Annotated in this window: 19 protein-coding genes and 1 tRNA gene; 5 read left to right on the forward strand and 15 right to left on the reverse strand. The window is 60.3% G+C overall.

The features are described from left to right. Nucleotides 1-64: 64 nt before the first annotated feature. Nucleotides 65-712 (reverse strand): hypothetical protein, encoded by a 648-nt coding sequence (locus ACX82Z_RS06390; RefSeq protein WP_459587341.1) that lies wholly within the window; start codon nt 710-712, stop codon nt 65-67. Nucleotides 713-1,204: 492 nt separating this feature from the next. Here ACX82Z_RS06390 and ACX82Z_RS06395 point away from each other — a divergent pair, with 492 nt between their 5' ends. After that, nucleotides 1,205-1,948: a sulfite exporter TauE/SafE family protein gene (locus tag ACX82Z_RS06395; RefSeq protein ID WP_459587342.1), complete on the forward strand. Its 744-nt coding sequence runs from the start codon at nt 1,205-1,207 to the stop codon at nt 1,946-1,948. On the opposite strand, the gene ACX82Z_RS06400 is transcribed toward ACX82Z_RS06395, so the two are convergent. From ACX82Z_RS06400 to ACX82Z_RS06430, 7 genes are all read right to left on the reverse strand, one after another. Next, nucleotides 1,949-3,202 carry a class I SAM-dependent methyltransferase gene (locus ACX82Z_RS06400; protein ID WP_459587345.1) on the reverse strand — a complete coding sequence of 418 codons (1,254 nt, stop codon included), beginning with the start codon at nt 3,200-3,202 and terminating at the stop codon, nt 1,949-1,951. A 25-nt stretch (nt 3,203-3,227) separates the two neighbouring features. Further along, nucleotides 3,228-4,076: a DUF1365 domain-containing protein gene (locus ACX82Z_RS06405; RefSeq protein WP_459587346.1), complete on the reverse strand. Its 849-nt coding sequence runs from the start codon at nt 4,074-4,076 to the stop codon at nt 3,228-3,230. Nucleotides 4,077-4,084: 8 nt separating this feature from the next. Beyond that, a complete protein-coding gene (locus ACX82Z_RS06410; RefSeq protein WP_459587348.1) occupies nt 4,085-5,428 on the reverse strand; it encodes an NAD(P)/FAD-dependent oxidoreductase in 1,344 nt (447 codons plus the stop codon). Further along, the gene (locus ACX82Z_RS06415; RefSeq protein ID WP_459587349.1) at nt 5,425-6,888 is read right to left on the reverse strand and encodes a cryptochrome/photolyase family protein; all 1,464 of its coding nucleotides are present in this window, start codon (nt 6,886-6,888) and stop codon (nt 5,425-5,427) included. Before ACX82Z_RS06415 ends, ACX82Z_RS06410 begins: the two co-directional genes overlap by 4 nt. Before the next feature lie 87 nt (nt 6,889-6,975). Next, nucleotides 6,976-7,722, reverse strand: coding sequence for a class I SAM-dependent methyltransferase (locus ACX82Z_RS06420; protein WP_459587351.1), 747 nt, complete (start codon nt 7,720-7,722; stop codon nt 6,976-6,978). Further along, nucleotides 7,722-8,693, reverse strand: coding sequence for a glutaminase (locus ACX82Z_RS06425; protein WP_459587352.1), 972 nt, complete (start codon nt 8,691-8,693; stop codon nt 7,722-7,724). The genes ACX82Z_RS06420 and ACX82Z_RS06425 overlap by 1 nt, the downstream gene beginning before the upstream one ends. A gap of 177 nt (nt 8,694-8,870) precedes the next feature. Continuing rightward, nucleotides 8,871-9,398 carry a DUF992 domain-containing protein gene (locus ACX82Z_RS06430; RefSeq protein ID WP_459587353.1) on the reverse strand — a complete coding sequence of 176 codons (528 nt, stop codon included), beginning with the start codon at nt 9,396-9,398 and terminating at the stop codon, nt 8,871-8,873. Between the two features lie 268 nt (nt 9,399-9,666). Between ACX82Z_RS06430 and ACX82Z_RS06435 the strand changes: the two genes are divergently transcribed. Further along, nucleotides 9,667-9,756 (forward strand) — tRNA-Ser (locus ACX82Z_RS06435). A gap of 138 nt (nt 9,757-9,894) precedes the next feature. Here the strand turns inward: ACX82Z_RS06435 and ACX82Z_RS06440 are convergent. After that, entirely contained in the window at nt 9,895-10,605 is a 711-nt protein-coding gene (locus ACX82Z_RS06440; protein ID WP_459587355.1) for a DUF899 domain-containing protein, read from the reverse strand. A gap of 2 nt (nt 10,606-10,607) precedes the next feature. Beyond that, nucleotides 10,608-10,901, reverse strand: a complete 294-nt coding sequence (locus ACX82Z_RS06445; protein ID WP_459587356.1) for a hypothetical protein — start codon at nt 10,899-10,901, stop codon at nt 10,608-10,610. A 101-nt stretch (nt 10,902-11,002) separates the two neighbouring features. Between ACX82Z_RS06445 and ACX82Z_RS06450 the strand changes: the two genes are divergently transcribed. Both ACX82Z_RS06450 and ACX82Z_RS06455 read left to right on the forward strand, forming a co-directional pair. Then, nucleotides 11,003-12,223, forward strand: coding sequence for a helix-turn-helix domain-containing protein (locus tag ACX82Z_RS06450; protein WP_459587358.1), 1,221 nt, complete (start codon nt 11,003-11,005; stop codon nt 12,221-12,223). A 9-nt stretch (nt 12,224-12,232) separates the two neighbouring features. Then, on the forward strand, nt 12,233-12,877 hold the full coding sequence (locus ACX82Z_RS06455) for a Vgb family protein (protein ID WP_459587360.1): 645 nt from the start codon (nt 12,233-12,235) through the stop codon (nt 12,875-12,877). Here the strand turns inward: ACX82Z_RS06455 and ACX82Z_RS06460 are convergent. Together ACX82Z_RS06460 and ACX82Z_RS06465 are read right to left on the reverse strand one after the other, a co-directional pair. Further along, nucleotides 12,870-13,493, reverse strand: a complete 624-nt coding sequence (locus tag ACX82Z_RS06460) for a TetR/AcrR family transcriptional regulator (protein ID WP_459587362.1) — start codon at nt 13,491-13,493, stop codon at nt 12,870-12,872. The two genes, ACX82Z_RS06455 and ACX82Z_RS06460, sit on opposite strands and share 8 nt — an antisense overlap. Then, nucleotides 13,490-14,026 carry a dihydrofolate reductase family protein gene (locus ACX82Z_RS06465; protein WP_459587363.1) on the reverse strand — a complete coding sequence of 179 codons (537 nt, stop codon included), beginning with the start codon at nt 14,024-14,026 and terminating at the stop codon, nt 13,490-13,492. The genes ACX82Z_RS06460 and ACX82Z_RS06465 overlap by 4 nt, the downstream gene beginning before the upstream one ends. Before the next feature lie 185 nt (nt 14,027-14,211). Here ACX82Z_RS06465 and ACX82Z_RS06470 point away from each other — a divergent pair, with 185 nt between their 5' ends. After that, nucleotides 14,212-15,192, forward strand: a complete 981-nt coding sequence (locus tag ACX82Z_RS06470; RefSeq protein ID WP_459587364.1) for a type VI immunity family protein — start codon at nt 14,212-14,214, stop codon at nt 15,190-15,192. A gap of 18 nt (nt 15,193-15,210) precedes the next feature. Here ACX82Z_RS06470 and ACX82Z_RS06475 read toward each other — a convergent pair whose 3' ends face one another. Genes ACX82Z_RS06475 through ACX82Z_RS06485 form a run of 3 tightly spaced genes read right to left on the reverse strand, consistent with a single transcriptional unit; the run spans nt 15,211 to nt 17,620 of the window. Continuing rightward, the gene (locus tag ACX82Z_RS06475) at nt 15,211-15,603 is read right to left on the reverse strand and encodes a GFA family protein (RefSeq protein WP_459587365.1); all 393 of its coding nucleotides are present in this window, start codon (nt 15,601-15,603) and stop codon (nt 15,211-15,213) included. A gap of 50 nt (nt 15,604-15,653) precedes the next feature. Beyond that, on the reverse strand, nt 15,654-16,313 hold the full coding sequence (locus ACX82Z_RS06480) for a response regulator (RefSeq protein WP_459587367.1): 660 nt from the start codon (nt 16,311-16,313) through the stop codon (nt 15,654-15,656). Then, nucleotides 16,310-17,620, reverse strand: coding sequence for a sensor histidine kinase (locus ACX82Z_RS06485; protein WP_459587369.1), 1,311 nt, complete (start codon nt 17,618-17,620; stop codon nt 16,310-16,312). The genes ACX82Z_RS06480 and ACX82Z_RS06485 overlap by 4 nt, the downstream gene beginning before the upstream one ends. Between the last annotated feature and the right edge of the window lie 143 nt (nt 17,621-17,763).

Genomic DNA, 17,763 nt, shown 5'->3' on the forward strand with positions numbered 1-17,763 from the left:
AGTCGATTTCCCGAACGATCAGACCTCTCACCTGGAAGGTGATCTGCCTGTCTTTGGCGAATGGTTAGTTGCGGGACAGCCCGCCGCGGCCTTCGCCACTGCTTCCGCCACTGCCACCACCGAGGCCGATATCGTTGCCCCCTATGCTGGCACCGATGCCACCGCGGCCGACACTGACGCCAATGCCGCCTTCGCCGCCGAGACCGACGCCGATGCCGCCACTGTTGTTGCTGCCCGCGCCGGTGCCGCCGCCGCCGATATCTGCGCTGATGCCGCCGGTGTTGCCGGTTGCAGCATTATCGCCGAGACCGACGCTCACACCTCCGGTGTTACCGGCCGCAGCACCGCTGCCAACTCCGGCATTGACGCCGCCGGTGTTTCCGGACGCCGCGTCAGAGCCGGCTCCGACATTGACGCCGCCCGTATTGCCTGCACCGGCATCGGTGCCGATACCAGCGTTGACGCCGCCGGTATTGCCGGAAGCAGCACCGCTGCCCGCGCCGACATTGACGCCACCGGTATTATCGACGGCACCGCCGCCGACGCCGACATTGACGCCGCCTGGGCCTTCAGCGCCCGGGGTGCCGGGCGTTCCCGGATTGCCTGGGTTGCCTGGGTTGCCGGGATTACCCGGGTTCCCGGGGTTTCCCGGATTACCTGGCGTTCCCGGATTGCCGGCACGGCTGATTGCCGACGGGGCATTCTCAGGCAAGCATCCGTTCTCTGCGATAGCCTGCATCTGCGCAGCACTTAAAGAGCGCGCAGGAAGGTCGCACAGATTGGCGTAGCTGATCGATGGGAATGCCAAGCTCGAGCCTAGTACAATGGCTGAAGCGGCGCTGAAATATTTCAACTTCGAAGCTATCATTGCTTCCTCCTTGGTTAGGTTGCAATGACGCAACGTCATGAACGCAAAGATAGTTTCATATATTCACTCCGTGTCTACTTTTCGTTAATGAGAAATTAATATGAATATTAAACGTGTCATGGACGAAAATCTTGGTGCTTTGATTGGTCAATATCTCTTCTTGATGGATTTATGTATTCGTAGCCTGCATCTAGGTGGCCGTATGTCTGGCGCGGTTTTTGGCCTCACGAGTCCGTGATTGTCCAATGCCGCTATAAACGACCTCAACCGTATCGTCTTGCCAATGGCGAATGATCGGTCCATCGTTTCGACCGATGCGGTGGAGGGGAACGTGCGATGTTCGATGCGGGTATTTTGCTGGCCGTGGCGGCCACATTCCTTCTCGCCGGTTTCGTCAAGGGCGTCGTTGGGCTTGGTCTGCCGACAGTCTCGCTCGCGCTTTTGACGGCCACGCTCGGCCTGCCGCAGGCCATGGCGCTGCTTCTCGTGCCCTCCTTTGCGACGAACCTCTGGCAGGCGCTGGCGGGTGGAAATGCGGGCGCTATCCTGCGTCGGCACGCGCCGTTCTTCCTGTTGGCGACCTTGATGATCTGGTTCGGCGCCATGGCCCTGACACGCCTCGAGACGGGCTTCCTGAGCGGGCTGCTCGGTGTCCTTCTCGTCGTTTACGCCATCGTCAGTCTGAGTGGCCTCAAGCTTGCGATACCTGCCGCGCATCAATCATGGCTCGGTCCGACATTCGGGGCGGCAAACGGCGTTCTAACCGGAATGACGGGTTCGTTTGTCGTGCCGGGCGTCATGTATCTTCAGGCCATCGGTCTTTCGCGCAACGACCTCGTGCAGGCTATGGGCATCCTGTTCACGCTGTCGACACTGGCGCTCGGGCTGGCGCTCGGCGGCAACGGTCTGCTCGATGCCGACCTTGGTCTGCTTTCTCTGGCTGCGCTCGTTCCGGCGATCGCGGGCATGGTGATCGGCCAAAAGGTGAGGGGGCGCATGTCGGAAGCGCGTTTCAAAACCGCGCTCTTTTCGGCATTGCTCGTGATGGGGCTTTATCTTCTGCCTAATCTCGTCCGGTGATCAGTTCCGGTAGATGACCTGCCGCACATCGATATATTCGGCGCGGAAACCGGCCTCGCAATAGTGAAGGTAAAACTCCCATAGCCGCTTGAAACGCTCGTCGAAGCCCAGCGGTACAATGCGGTGCCATGAGGCGTGGAAGCGGTCACGCCATTCGGCGAGCGTGCGAGCATAGTCCTGTGGGAAAACACGCTCTGCCGCGAGCTTCAGTCCGTGGTCGGCGCCGAGAGAACGCAGGATCGACGGGGACGGAAGCATGCCGCCGGGAAAGACATAACGCTGGATGAAGTCCGGCCGCGCACGATAGCTGGGAAAAATATGGTCCTTGATCGTGATGATCTGCATGCCGGCCGCGCCGCCCGGCTTCAGGCAGTCGTGCAGCTTGGAAAAGAAGATAGGCCAGTATTTCTCGCCGACGGCCTCGAACATCTCGATCGACGCGATGCGATCATAGAGCCCGGTTTCGTCGCGGTAGTCCTGAAAGCGGATGTCGACCTTTTCCGAAAGGCCAGCCTTTTGAATGCGTGCACGGGCGAAATCATGCTGCTCGCGGCTGATGGTGAGGCCCGTCACCTTGCAACCAACCTCGCGTGCGGCGAACTCGGCAAAGCCGCCCCATCCGCAGCCGATTTCCAGAACGTGGTCGTTCGGACCGATTCCGGTATCGCGCACGAGAGCGCGGTATTTTTCCGCCTGCGCACCGGCGAGATCGTTCGCGCCCGTTTCATAGAGCGCGGACGAATAGGTCATCGAAGGATCGAGCCATTCGCGATAAAATTCGTTGCCGAGATCGTAATGCGCGGCGATGTTGCGCTTCGAGCCGGAACGCGAGTTCTGATGAAACCAGTGGCGCAGACGCTGGAAGAGCGTCAGCATCCAGTTCGTGCCGCCGGCGACGACCTCGCCCGCTTCCTCGTTGACGACGAAGAGTTCGAGGAAGGTGGTGATGTCGGGACTGTCCCAGTCGCCGTCCATATAGGATTCGGCAACGCCGATCGTGGCGCCGGAAAAGGCGCGCGTGACGAGGTTCCAGTTTCTAAGCCGCACGACCGCGTTGGGGCCCGGTCCGTTGCCGCCGACCTTGAAGATCGATCCTTCGGGAACCTCTACGGTGAGCGAACCATATGGAAGCGCCATGCCGACCTTAAGCGCCAGCCGCGCGCGTGCCGGCAGGTCGCGTGTCGCGTCGTCGAAATTCGTTTCGCTGAGACTGACGGCGTCCTGACGGACGGGTATCGTCGCGGTTTCGTTCATCCCTCACTCCCAACGTGCATCCACATCACTCCGCAGCGGTCATGTCCGGGCCCTCATCCCGGAAGCTGACCGGCTTGCCGGGCAGCGGGCTTGTGTGGAAACGCGCACCCTTCCACCAAAGCTTGAGCGCTTCGTAATGTATCCCTGCGATCACTTTCCATGTCATCAGCGGAATGCGCAAGAGGACGTTCGCCAGAGATCGCGTCGTCAGGGGGCAACCTTCGCCGGCAAAGGTTGCCGAAAGAAGCGCCTCGCCCGCCTCGGTCTCGTGAATGCGCAATCGCACGACCTCGCCGGGGGGAAGCAGGCGAAAATGATAGCGCGCACCCATGTCGATGAAGGGCGAGACGTGGAAAATCTTGGTTCGTGTCTGTCGCAAACCCGCCGCGGTCAACTCATCCGGTTCTACGCGGGCCACATAAGTGTGCTGTTCGCCGAATGTGTTGCGAACCGCGTAGATGGCGGCGACGAGCGCACCCTTGTCGTCATAGGCGAAATAGACCGAGATCGGGTTGAAGACGTATCCGAAAATGCGCGGATAGGCCAAAAGCAGGATTCGGTCAGCTCGCACCGGCAGGCCGGCTTCGGCAAGCAGCCGGTCGGCCTTGGCGCGCAGATTTTCGCCTTCGCGATCCGCATGATCGTGTTGATGAAACGAAACGGGCGCGGCGTGATCCACGCCGAAAAGCCTGCTACGTCGATCCGCTTCGTCCAGTCGATCGAGATCGATCAGCAGCGAAAACACGCGATAGGTAAAGCGGTGCGCAAAGGGCTTCAGGCGCGCGTGCATCACCTCGCCGACGTAAAGCGACACGGCATCGCCCGGCGTATCGCCGTTTTCTGCCATTGTCGTGATGCGCTCCTTGCGGATCATCGTTTTGCCTATTCGGCCGCCATGGGCAGTTCGGACAAGTCGCTCGAGTTGGTGCGTTCCCACGGAATTATAGCACCGAGCGCGGCAGCGGCATCGAGGCCCGACCGCAGACCGTCTTCATGAAACCCGTTCCCCGTCCATGCGCCGGCAAACCATGTGTGGCGCGCACCTTGAATCTCGTCCAGTCGCGATTGCGCGGTGAGCGCGCGGGCGTCGAATTGCGGATGCGCGTAGGACCATTCTCCGAAAATAGTCTCAGGGTCGGGTTCCGACGTGGGATTGAGCGACACGAAAAGCGGTTTTCTCGCATCGATGCCCTGCAAGCGGTTCATCCAGTAAGTGACGGAAACCTCGCGTTCCTCTTCGTCGCCGCTCGCGCGCAGATAATTCCATGCCGACCATGCGACGCGGCGCTTCGGCATCAGCTTTTCGTCGCGGTGAAGCACGACGCGGTTCGGCCGGTATGAAATGTCGCCGAGGACGGCGCGCTCCACCGGCGATGCGTCGCCGAGCATTTTTAATGCCTGATCGGAATGGGCCGCGATGATGACGGCATCGAAGCGCTCGGGCGCGGCGTTATGTGCCCAGATCGTGACACCAAGGGAATCGCGAATGATGGTCTCGACCGGGCTGCCGAGCCTGACGCGATCGCCAAGTGGGGCGAGCAGCTTTTCCAGATAGGACTTCGCGCCTCCCGTTACCGTGCGCCATTTCGGCCTCTCGTGATGGATCAGCCGATGGTTCTGGAAAAAATTGACGAAGGACGATGCGGGATAGTCGAGCATTCGGATGCGCGGGGTCGACCAGATCGCCGCCGCCATCGGGATCAGATAATTGTCGCGAAAGCCGGGCGAGAAGCGCCGCGCGACGAGGTAATCGCCGATCGTCATGCCGGCAAGCCGCCCCGTATCGCGGTCGCTGACGCATTGCTTGTTGAAGCGCAGGATTTCGCCGAGCATCTTCAAAAAGCGCGGGGAAAAGAGATTGCGCCGCTGCGCGAAGATCGCCGAATAGCTCTGTCCGCTCCATTCCAGCCGGCCGCCATCGAGCGACAGCGAAAACCCCATGTCGCTTTCATGCGTGGCGACGTCGAGGTGACGGAAGAGGGCGGTCAGGTCGTGATAATTGTGCTCATTGTAGACGATGAAGCCGGTATCCACCGAAATCGGCGTTCCGTCATAGTCGATATCGACCGTCGCGGTGTGCCCCCCGGCGCGCCGGTCCGCTTCGAACAGTGTGACATCGGCGACCTCGCGCAAGGCCCAGGCCGAGGAGGCGCCCGATATTCCCGAACCGATGACGGCAATCTTTCTGCGGCCGTCCGCCGTGCGGCTGATCGGGACGATGTTCATGAATTCCCTCGCATATCTTTATAGGCTTCGAGTGCGCGATCGCGTGCTTCGCCATGGTCGACTACAGCTACGGGATAAGTCTCGCCGAGTTTCACCCCGCCCCTCGAAAGTCCGTCTTTGGAGACTTTCCAAGGCTCATGGGTTTCCTTCGCGGTCAGCTTCGCCAGTTCGGGCACGTATTCATGGACATAAGCTGCCGTTGGATCGAACTTTACGCTTTGCAGGACGGGATTGAACACGCGGAAATACGGCGCTGCGTCGGCACCTGAGCCGGCGACCCATTGCCAGTTCGCCGTATTGTTCGCAGGGTCTGCGTCCACCAGCGTATCCCAGAACCACTCCTCGCCGCGCCGCCAGTCCTGAAGAAGATGTTTGACGAGGAAGGAGGCGGCGACCATGCGCACGCGGTTGTGCAGCCAGCCCGTTTTCCAAAGTTGGCGCATCCCTGCGTCGATAAGCGGATATCCGGTCTCGCCCTTTTGCCAGGCTTCGAGGTCTTTCTTGCCCCGCTTCCACGGAAAGGCGTCGAAATCCCGGTTGAAATTGGTACGGCCGAGATCGGGATTGTGGAACAGGAGATGATAGCAAAACTCACGCCAGGCGATCTCCTCGCGAAATTTTTCGATATCGTTTGCAGGCGCATCGATCTTGCGTGTTTCGAGCGCGTGCCAGATCTGGAAAGGCGTAATCTCGCCATGCGCCAGATGCGGTGACAGGCGCGACGTCGAGGGCATGTCGGGTCGGTCCCGGTTTTCGCCATAGCCATCGACCGGGCCAGAAAGAAACAAGTTCAGAGCATTGTGCGCGCCGTCTTCGCCGGGTGTCCAGCTATCGCGCAGGCCGCCGGCCCAGTCGGGCTTCGTCGGCAAAAGCTTCCAGTCGGCAAGCCGATCCGATTTCAGACTGCCGGCAAAGGGACGGAGTTTTTGCGGTCGGGCAACCGGTTCGCGCGGATCGCCACTGGCGGCGAGGGCACGCCAAAATGGCGTATACACTTTGTAAAAGCCACCGGAGCCGGTGCTGATGCGCCATGGCTCGTGCAACAGATGCCCGTCGAAGCTGGCTGTCGCGACGTCCAGTTCTTCGAGGCGGGTCTTCATCTCCTTGTCGGCGAGAATGGCAGACGGGTCGTAGCGCCGGTTCCAGAAAACACTGTCGGCACCCGTTTCCTCGACGAAGTCGAGCACCACATCGGCCATAGGGCCGGCGCGCAGGATAAGACTGCCGCCCACATCCTTCACGGATTTCGCCAGCGCTTCCAGCGAATGGTGCAGCCACCAGCGCCGGGCACCGCCGATCTTGCGAATACCTTCGCTCATCTCGTCGAATACGAAGACCAGCACAAGCGGCTTGCCGGTGTCGACAGCTTCACGCAACGCGCGGTTGTCGCCAAGGCGCAGATCGTGGCGAAAGAGCACGATTGCGGGAGACTGAGGATTGCTATCCCTGGCGGCTGTCATGGAGGCTTGATGTTCGATCTGCGGTGTCGTCACGGGTTTCGATGAAGTACGTCACCGCATACGGATCGGATTGGTTAACCCACATGTTCAGGCGGCTTCCGCAGCGACGACGTAGTCGAACCCGAGACGCAGCCCGTCGTTTTTTGCTTCGAGGCCCAGCGCCTCCTGGCGAAGTTCCTCGACATGGGCGGCGAGGGCGTCACGCAGATCTTCCGGCACCAGATGCAGGCGGTTGACGCACATATCGAGTTGCGCGTTGACGAAGCGCGCCCGGTAGCGGATCGGGAATTTGCGAACGTCCACGAGGCGAAAGCCGGCACGTCCCAGATGTCGCGTGACCCAGTTCAGCGGAAATTCGCGATAGGTCTTCTGGCCGGACAGAAGCAGGAACGTGTCGCGCAGACGCCCGATGCGAAAGACGATTTCGCCTTCGGGTGTCGCGGGCCTATCGAGCACATAGGGTTCAAGACCGACGAGATAGAGCCGCCCTGCGCAAAGCACGCGCAACCGCTCGATCATTTCATCCTGAAAATAGGGCGCGAAACCGTCCATCGCCCCGATCAGATAGTCGGCCAAGACGACATCGAACGTTTGGTTCGAAAGAAAGTTCGGGTCGGCCCAGTTGCCCGCGACGATGCGTTCATGGTCAGGCGAGGGGCCAATCGCCTCATGGATGCGCCGCACCATCAGGTCCGCGCCGGTCACGGCCGTCAGCTGCTCGGTGGGCAGCGTCCGCAGCCAGCGCAGGGAGTTTATGCCCGTGCCGGCGTCGAGCACATTGCCCCAGTTCCGGTTGCCGTGCAGAACTGCGATGTGATCGAAAATAGCTGACATCAGACGCGGCGCACCGCGCCGAAGATCGACCAGTCCATTCGTTGGGAGAGGCGTTCGAGCGCGCGCGTGCCCAAAAGCGAATTGCCGTTCGCGTCGAGACCCGGAGACCACACCGCGATCGTGGCGGTGTTCGGCACGACAGCGAGAATGCCGCCGCCGACGCCGCTTTTGGCCGGCAGGCCGACCCGGTAGGCAAAGTCGCCGGACCCGTCATATTGTCCGCATGTCAGCATCACGGCGTTGATGCGCCGGGCGCGCTCGGCGTCGGTCTTCGTCACCTTGTCGTCGATGTCTTCGCGGTCGAGCATCAAGAATCGGCCCGCTGCCGCCAGTTGCCGGCACGACAGCGCGATCGCGCATTGGCGCACATAGACGTGCATCACGTCGTCGACTTCGTGGGAGAGGTTGCCGAAGGATTTGGCGAGGTTGGCCAAGGCCTTGTTCGTATAACCGGATGTATGTTCGGAGCGAACCACGTCCTCGTCGATGCCGATTCCATCACCGCCGATCATGTCCGCGATGAAGTCGCGAACGGTATCGGGCAGGTCGCCGTTTTCGCGGGCATCGAGCAGCATGTCGACAACGACGAGAGCGCCGGGATTGATGAAGGGATTGCGCGGATAGCCCTTGTGGCGTTCCAGATCGACAATCGAATTATAAGGGTCGCCGGACGGTTCCTTGCCGACCCGTTTCCAGACTTTTTCTCCTTTCGCCTTCAGCGCAATGGCAAGGGCGAAAACCTTCGAAATACTCTGGATCGAAAACTGTGTATCGGCATCACCACCAATAATCGTCTGACCGTCGCGCGTCAGCACCGCGATGCCGAACTGCTTCGTGTCGATCTTCGCCAGTTCGGGAATGTAGTCCGCCGCTTTGCCCCACTCCGTCGCGTTGCCGATCTCCAACGCAATGCCTTCCACGACCTTTTTCAAGCGCTCGTGGTCGATGCCCGTCCTGCCGTTTGCCGTCATGAAAATTCCTGCAATTGTCCCGCCTGCAACATAGAGCCCGGCATTGTCGCAGCAACCGTCAACGCGGAAAGAAGCTCGTCGGGCCAAGCTGCCAGGTGGCGTTATGAAAAAGCTCCTCCCGCCAGTCAGGCAGGAGGAGCCTTTGATGCGTCGGCAGTGCCGAAATGCGCTCTCAGATCAATTGATCGCTTCGAGCGTGACGGACGTGCCGGCGGCCGCGACATTGAGGCCCAACTGGCCCGTCGCGCTCACGGTCTGCAGATGAACCGAGCCGGATGTTCCGCCGACCAGGATGTTCGCGCCGACGCCTGCGCCGAGCGTCGCTTCGACCGTTGCGCCCGAATAAAGGCCGCTCAGCGAGCCTTGGTGATATCCGGCGGTCGGGGCGAAAACGGCCCAAACGAGTCGGCCTTCCGTCGTGAAGCCGAGGTCGACACCCATCTTGCGGATCGTGCCGACATAGGCTTCTGCCTGCCTGCTGTCCGTCGTCGACTGGAACGCGCATTCGAGTTCCTTTGCCGAACCAATAACGTAGCCGACACCGCCGCCGATGCGACAATCGAGATAACCGATCTTCACGCCATCGCGGTCACCGGCCGGATAAGCCGCAACCGGCTGGGCATATTGCACGGAATCGGCAGCGGAGGCGACGCCGCCGGTCAGGATCAGGGGTGCAACGAAAGCCGCCGCTACAATCTTCTTCATGAACTTTTCTCCAACTCATTCCGGGCGGGTGCGAGCCGCCATCGGTGCCCAAACGGGCGAAGCTGAAAATCGATCCATGACAGCAGTCGGTACGATCGATGCGCTCTGTCGTTCTGGATATGCGGGAAGTCGGATAGCGATACCGGAACAGGTTGACGCGGTAATCCGTCCAGCGGTAAAGCCGAAGCGTGATCGCATTGAGTAGCGAATGGCGGCAAAGGCCCGGTAGCAAGACGGGACCAAGCCTGAAGGCTGCGCTCTCAAAGCCGGAGGGATGGCCGAGCGGTTTAAGGCACCGGTCTTGAAAACCGGCGAGGCAGCAATGTCTCCGTGGGTTCGAATCCCACTCCCTCCGCCAACTTCCCAATTGCTTGAGGTTGCCCTCCAACCGCAGATCGCTACCGAGCACCAAAGCGATCCGGCGATTTCACGTTAATGGCAACTGGCTGACTCAAAGGAAATGCGGCGTTCACTTCGCTTGCTCGCTGCCGGTCGATTATCGTCTTTTGGACGGCTCATCGTACCGATCGTGACGGCGCACCCAGTCCATTCCGCTGGCCTCGTTGCGGCCCTTCGGGGCGAGGTCGAGCATGCTGTAGGTGCCCATCATCACCTCGACGCCGCGTCCGTAAGTGGAGTAGGTGCGAAAAATCTCGCCCGCGTCGTTTTTGTAAAAGGCACTGACGCCCGGCCACTCTTCGCCGATTTCATGCCATTCGCCGAAATTGTAGTCGATGTCTCCACTGGCGACTTCCTCTGGCGTGAAGCTGACGCGGAAATCGTAGTTGAAGTCGTTGCCGAAGGACGACACCCATTCGAACTGCCACCCCATGCGTTTGCGGTATTGCTCGATTTCGGCAAGGGGTGCGCGCGAAACGGCGATCATGGTGACGTCGTGATGCGCCAGATGCTGGATCATGCCGTCGCTATGATCGGCCATATAGGAGCAACTGGGGCAGCCCTCGTTCCAGCCCGGTGCGAACATGAAATGCTGCACGAGTAGCTGCGTGCGACCATGGAAGAGATCTTTCAGCGTGCGTGGACCTTCCAGTGTGTCGAATACGTATTCCTTGTCGATGCGAACCCAAGGAAGGGCAAGCCTTTCGCGTGCGACCTTGTCGCGAAGACGGGTGAGTTCCTTTTCGGCTTTCAGGAACTTTCGACGAGTGGCCAGCCAGTCGTCGTGTGAAACAACATCGTGTTGCATTGTCAGTCTCCTTTTGTTCGAATGTTGGGTAGATCGACGCCGCGCAGACGGGCGGAAAGAAGTTTCAGCCAAGGCACGAGGTGAAAGAGGCTCATGAGCGCGTACATCAAAGCCATGTCGTTGATGGGCACGAAGGCAGAGATGGCGGAGCAGATCGTCATGTCCGGTGCGTTGATTGCGGAAATCCATGCCATGAACGCGAATGTGGGCGCAGCGGCGAGTGCGAACCGACCGGTCGCGTCGATAAGCGGTACGGGCGACGAGGCGACCTTGTCCGTTGCTGCGTACATAGGCATTTCGCGTCTCCCATCGAATTCGCCGTTGCCGGCGGTTGCGGTACAAGGACGCTACCCCGGGCGTAGGGGCGAGTAAGAGTTACAAGCGTGACGGGATTTCAATGGATTCGCTGATCGCCTCCGCCGCACTTGCACTTTTGACCGGTGACGCCCTCACTGCGCTGAAAAGGGTTGCATTGCGCGATGACCCGCCCGCGCTGGCGATGCGCGGCATTGCAATGGCGCAACTCGGTGACCTTAACCGAGCCAGGGAGCTTCTGCGAAGCGCTGCGCGAGCCTTCAGCGCCAAGCAGCCTGTCGCCCGTGCGCGTTGTGCGCTTGCCGAAGCTGAAATCGCCCTTGTTTCCCGGGATCTGGGGCGGTCATTGCAAATGCTTGGTACCGCGCGGTCAGTGCTCGAGGCTGCCGGTGACAGACGCAATGCCGCACATGCGGGCTATCTCGAAGCGCGGCATCTTCTCCTGATCGGCCGCCTCGACGATGCCGAAAAGGTGCTCGACGCGTTCGATGCTGCCGTTCTGCCGCGCGCTCCACGGGTCGGATACGAACTCGTCGTGGCCGGAATCGCTATCCGCCGTGTCAGGGCGGCGCCGGCCAGGGCCGCTCTGGAACGGGCGAGACGGATGAGCGAAGATGCGCGCATTCCCGCGCTTGCATCCGAGGTCGATCAGGCGATCCGAGCGTTCGAAGCGCCGGTGGCACGCATTTTCATGCGCGGTGCAGAGCGGCTGCTTCATCTGGAAGACGTTGAAAAGCAGTTTGCTTCCGACACGCTCATCGTCGACGCCTGCCGTAACGTCGTGCGCTTGGGGACGACAATCGTGTCGGTTGCCTCACGCCCGGTGCTGCTTCGACTTATGCGCGCTCTTGCCGAAGCATGGCCGAAGGATGTCAAACGGGAGACACTTCTGGAACGCGTTTTCCAGGCAAAGCATGCGGACGAGTCGCATCGCGCCCGGCTGCGTGTCGAAATCGCTCGGCTGCGCGAGGCGGTCAAGTCGGTCGCGATGCTGAGCGCGACGAGCGATGGTTTTGTTCTGCGGCCGCTCACCACCGATCGTGTCGCCGTTCTTGCGCCGCCCGTCGAAGGTGCGCATTGCGAGGTGCTCGCGCTGCTCGGCGATGGAGAAGCCTGGTCGACTTCGGCAATGGCGCTGGCGTTGAGTGTAAGCCCACGCACAGTGCAACGGGCACTTGAGAATCTTGCGCGCGACGGCAAGGTCGAAGCGTTCGGACGCGGGCGGGCCTGCCGTTGGATCGCGTTGGGCGTGCCGGGATTCCCGACAAGCTTGTTGCTCCCCGTCACCGGGATTTCCGGCTAGGATGAAGACATGAAGAATTCAGCCGCAGAGATCATCCGTGAATATGGTCCCTTTCCCGATGTCGACCACATAGCCGGCGTGAGCTTCGACGGCACCCATGTGTGGTTCGCCGCCGGCAAAAGGCTGAACGCTTTCGATCCTGAAAATGGCGAGGTTTTCCGATCGATCGATGTCACTGCCGACGCGGGGACGGCTTTCGACGGCGAACACCTGTTCCAGATAGGGGATGCCGTGATCCGCAAGATCGATCCCGCGACCGGCAAGGTTATCGCCACGATACCGGCACCGGCAGGCGGCGACCATTCGGGGCTGGCGTGGGCGGACGGTTCGCTGTGGATCGGGCAGCATGGGAACCGCAAGATCCACCAGCTAGATACCGAAACCGGAAAAGTGCTGCGCACGATCGAATCCGATCGGTTCGTCACCGGCGTCACATGGCTTGATGGCGAGCTGTGGCACGGCACGTGGGACGATGACGGCAGCGACATTCGTCGTATCGACCCCGAAACAGGCGATGTGCTCGAGCGACTGAATATGCCGGCTGGAACCGGCGTCTCAGGGCTCGAATCCGATGGCGGCGACCGCTTGTTTTGCGGCGGCGGGAGCAGTGGAAAGGTGAGGGCCGTCCGCCGGCCGAGGCAAAGCGTCAAGTGAGCTTTGTCCAGATCAGGACCAGTTCGTCAACTTCACAGGTTCTTCTCTTGAACGCCTCCAGCAGTTCGGTAAGTCCGCCTTGGAAATTGGAAAGCATTGCTTCTCTTGAGAGCTGGGGCGACGTGGTTTTGTCGCGTATCGCCACGGCCAGAGCGGCTCCATGCGTGTAGTCGACAAGGATATTTGTCCAACGAGCTGCGTGACAAGGCGGATGATCGCGGTTCTGTAGCAGGGCGGTCAACTCAGCGGTGATCCTCCTGGCGTGATCGGGGAAAATAGCCGGCCGGGCGAAGATCGCCAAAGTCAGCGATGGGTAACGAACCACTTTGGCGTAGTAGTCCGTCAGGAGATTACGGGCACGGTCAAAGGCTTCGCCCGTTTCAGGCATTATGACATCCGCATAGACAATTTCCGCCACTGCTTTGATCAACCCGTTCCTGTCTTCGAAGTGGTGATAGATCGTCATGGGATTGATGCCCGCACGTGTTGCCAATGCGCGCATGCTCAAGCCATCGAGACCGTCGGCATCGAGTATCCCCAAGGCCTCTTCCAGGATCTGCTTTGGCGAAACGGCCTTTGCGTCGGCTCGCGGCCGGCCTCTTTTTCGCCCTGTCATTTCAGGACTTCATAGCGCGACTGGACCAGCCCGGAAGGAAAAGACCTTGTGCCCTTGTGAGCAAGCGGCAAATCGCGCTGACAGCCACCAAAAAGCGGGCGACCGGTGCCAAGCAAGATCGGCACCCGCGTGATTACCATGTCGCTGATCATATCGCGCTCGAGAAAGGATCGAATGACGCGACCCCCATCCACATAGGCGCGCTTTACCCCTTCCGATTGAAGCATCGCCATCGCCCTTTCCGGTGACCCGTCCGAAAAGCGGACCTTGTCTTTCAGCGCCAGCGGCACCTCCTCTCGGGCGAGCCGTGCCGACAAAACCAGTACAGGACGGGTATAGAACCAGTCTCCCATGCTTCGAACCGACTCGTAGGTCCCTCGACCCATTACGATAACGTCGATGTCGCTTATGAAGTCGTCATAGCCATGATCCTCACCGGCCTGGTCGTGCTTCAAAAGCCAATCGATTTCGCCATTTTCACGAGCGATAAACCCATCGAGGCTTGTTGCGATGAATATGTGTGCGGTGACCATTATCAACTCCATAATTATACGATGTATAATTTACGGTGCTTTGAGATTGTCAATTTATCTGGATGCCAACCCGTACGCCACGACATCACGAAAGCCATGCGCGGCATTCGAAATGGCCGGGAAGCGCGCGATCGCCAACGCGGTGGTTTATATTCCGTCGGTGCGGCGTTTTAATGGGAAAAGACATGACTGACGACACTCTCGACGAGATCCATTCGTCCGCCATCGATGAGATCAGACTCACCGATGATCGCGGCTTCACGATCGGGCGGGTCGGCTTTGCGGTCGAACTTTATTTCGAGAATGGTGACACGGTCGAACGGCGTGAGGCGCTCGTGGGCATCGCGCGAGAATATCACGGTTACTTCGCCGGCGAGCTTTCGCACTATCTCAAGGTGGATGCGAGCCGGCTGAGCCGGATCGATGGCGATGCCTATCTCGACTACTATGCGGGGAAAGCCGCTACCCTGAAACCGAACGAGCCGTTGGACGCCAGCATCTTCGGCTATCCCGGCGGCGCGGTTGTCGACGAGCCGGTTCCGGTTTCCATGTCGTTCAGCGCTGCCGGCCCACATCCGCTCGCGCCGCTCGGGCTTTCCTATTTGAACGTCTATTTCCCGGCATCGTTCGTCGCGGCGCACGGCTATGCGCATCTCGTCGAAATCACGCGTAAATGGGCATCTGTTCTGAAGGCCGCGCATGGTACGGCAGGTTACAGCGTGCTGCTGGAGCAGGGCGAGTTCGGCGCGGGCGGCGTGATGGCGTTGATGCCCGCCCTAAAGCGCTTTCCTGGCCTCGATTTTTCCGATCCGGGAATGTTTCTCGTAGAAGCCTCGGCGGCAGATGTCACATCGATTAAGTCGATCAACTGGCTGACAGTGCTGGGCGATGACGCATTGGCAAAGCTTGGCGGTCCGGATGCCGTCGCGCAGAAGCTTGGACCGACGTGTCAGGTTCACTCGTATCCCGGTGGTGCGATCCTTCAGGCAGGCGACGTTCCCCAGCTTGGCGATCGCAATCGGGCCATCGTGCTCGACGAATATCGACGGGTTGCGGAATTGGTTCGGCCGATCCGCTTTTCCGCCTATAAGCGCGGGCTGTTCGTTCTGGGCGGCGGCGAGGATGAGCGGGAGGAAACGCGTAAATGGCTTCAGCGCTTCGACTGAAGCGGGACGCGCATACATTTACGTCTCGAAACGGCTCATCGCATCGCGATCCCGTTCATATCGCCGGATGACCGGGAATGGTGGTAGCCATGCCTCCCGACGGCTCGTCCACAATTCGTAGGTCGGGATGAACTGATCCGGTGCGTCCAGCGATCCAAGGTTGATCTCGATTTCGTCGGCAGTTCGCGAGAACACGGATGAGCCGCAGCGGGTGCAGAAAAACCGGCCTGCATACTCGCCCGTCTCGCCTTCGACCGTCACCGCGTCGTGCGGAAATATTGCCGATGCATGAAAGAACGCGCCGTGATGTTTGCGGCAGTCGAGGCAATGACAGATACCGACGCGGTACGGCGATCCGGATGCCACAAACCGGACGCGGCCGCACAGACACCCACCGATCAATCGCTTCATTTCGTCGCCTCCCCCGTTTCCGTAGAAATGCCGTTCTAGCTTTCCTGCAGTTACTCTGGAAGATCGCCGGGCGCTTTCAGTCCCCACTCCGTTCGTGCGATCAAGGCGGCTTCGACGCGATTTCGGACACCCAGCTTCTTCATCACATTGGTCATATGATATTTGACGGTCTGTTCTGTGACGGCGAGTTTTGTTGCGCATTCGCGGTTGTTCAGGCCCAGGGCGACCAGTTGCAAGGTGCGCTTTTCCTGAGGTGAGAGGGCATCGACCTGCTTGGGCCGTCGGCCACCGGCCAGTGTCGTGACCAGACGCACGGCCAGATTGGGAGAAACGAAGGTTTCGCCTGCGGCAACGGTCTTGACCGCCGCTACCAGTTCGGCCCCGGAAACGCCCTTCGGGACATAACCGACCGCGCCGGCATCCAGCGCGCGCATGACGTCGTCCTCGTTTTCCGACACCGTCAGCATGACGATGCGCGTGCCGAGGTCCATCGACGCAATCTGCCTTACGGCAGCTATGCCGTCATCCGGCATTGATATGTCGAGAAGCACGATTGCCGGCAGTTTTGCCGCGCATAATGCGACGGCATCCCCGCCGGAGGCGCCTTCCGCGACGACCCGGATTTCAGGGTCCTGCTCAAGACAGCCGATAACGCCAGCGCGAAAAAGCGCATGGTCGTCCACGACGACAACGGAAAGCGGTTCGCTCACGGGTCGCGCTCCTCGTCGATCGGCAGGCGGATCGCAACGCGCGTTCCGCCATGAGCAAGGGGCTGAACCTTCAACTGGCCGCCAAGGCTTTCGACGCGGTTGCGCATCGCGTCAAGGCCAAGCCCACCATCACGGTCCGGTGCGCCATACCCGCAGCCTCCGCTATCGCTCACCGTCACCTCAACGGAGGCGACTTCAACCTGGCAACCGACCGTCTGGTCCTGGCCACCGGCATGCCAGAATGCATTGCTCAAACCTTCCTGAACGAAACGGAATATGCAGACATTCAGGGCAGGCGGCAGCACTTTCGACGCGCCGGAAAGCCGGTAGGTGACAGAAGTCGCCGTGCGCAGTTCATGCAGGCTGCCAGCCCGGCGAATGACGTCTTTGAGGGCGGCATGCTGGATTTCCGGCAGCATCAGGCCCTTCGAGATCGCCCGGATCTCGGCCATAGCCTCGTCGAGAAGGGATTTCATTCGTGTTGCCATCGCTTCGCGCTGCGGGTGGTCGGGATCGGCAAGCCGGTTTGCCTTCATGGCAGCCAGCGCGACGAGTTGGGCGGGGCCATCATGCAAATCCGCGCCGACCTGCCGCATGACGCGTTCGGTGTTCTCCACGAAGTGATGCGATGCCCTTTGAACCCGATGATTGAGCCGTTCGATCTGATCGTTCGCGCTGCTCAGTTCGTCGAGCTGGCTGCGAAGTTGTTTATTCTGATTTGCGATCACACGTGTTCCATGGGCGACGATGCCGTATAGCGAGCCCATCAGAAGCAGTGTGGATAAGGCAAGAACGGTCCACACCTGCCGCTGAATGAAGATGACCTGATCGTGGAGCGCGTCCGTGATTTCATGGATTTCGGCGACGGCCACCACTTCGCCCGTTACTGCCTCTCGAAGCGGGATGTAGATTTCGAGGAACTGCTCCTCGAACGCGCGAACGATGTGTTCGTCCGCCTCGAGGTCGGTCAACCGCGCTGTGATCTGACCCGAGAAAGCCGCCCGAAGCGCGTCAGATTGCTCGAAAGTCCTGCCGATGATGGGCGCGTGGCGCGAATAGGCGATCGTCGCGCCGTTGTGCCAGATGTCCAGATGGGGAAAGCGTTCCGTCAGCCGCGGAAGGCTAAGGAGGGCATCGAGCGAGGCCTTGCCGGACGGCCCGAGCTCTCCGTCAGTACTGAGTTCGTCGACATAAGGGTCGAGGAGACGACTGACGAGAAGCCCGGTCGAGGCGGCGGCGTTCTCGATATCCTTCGCGATTGCCGTGCGCGAAATGTATAGACCGCCAACGATCATCGCGAGCAGCATCAATCCTCCGCCGGCGATTGCAAACCGCGCACGCATGCTTGCCGGCAGGCGCCACTTCTGCAAAGCGAATGTGGGGAAGGATAGACGTGCTGCGGCCACGCTTCGTTTCTTCTCCGGTTAAGTTGTCCCGAAGAATATCGTCT

Source organism: Aliihoeflea sp. PC F10.4 (assembly GCF_054612275.1).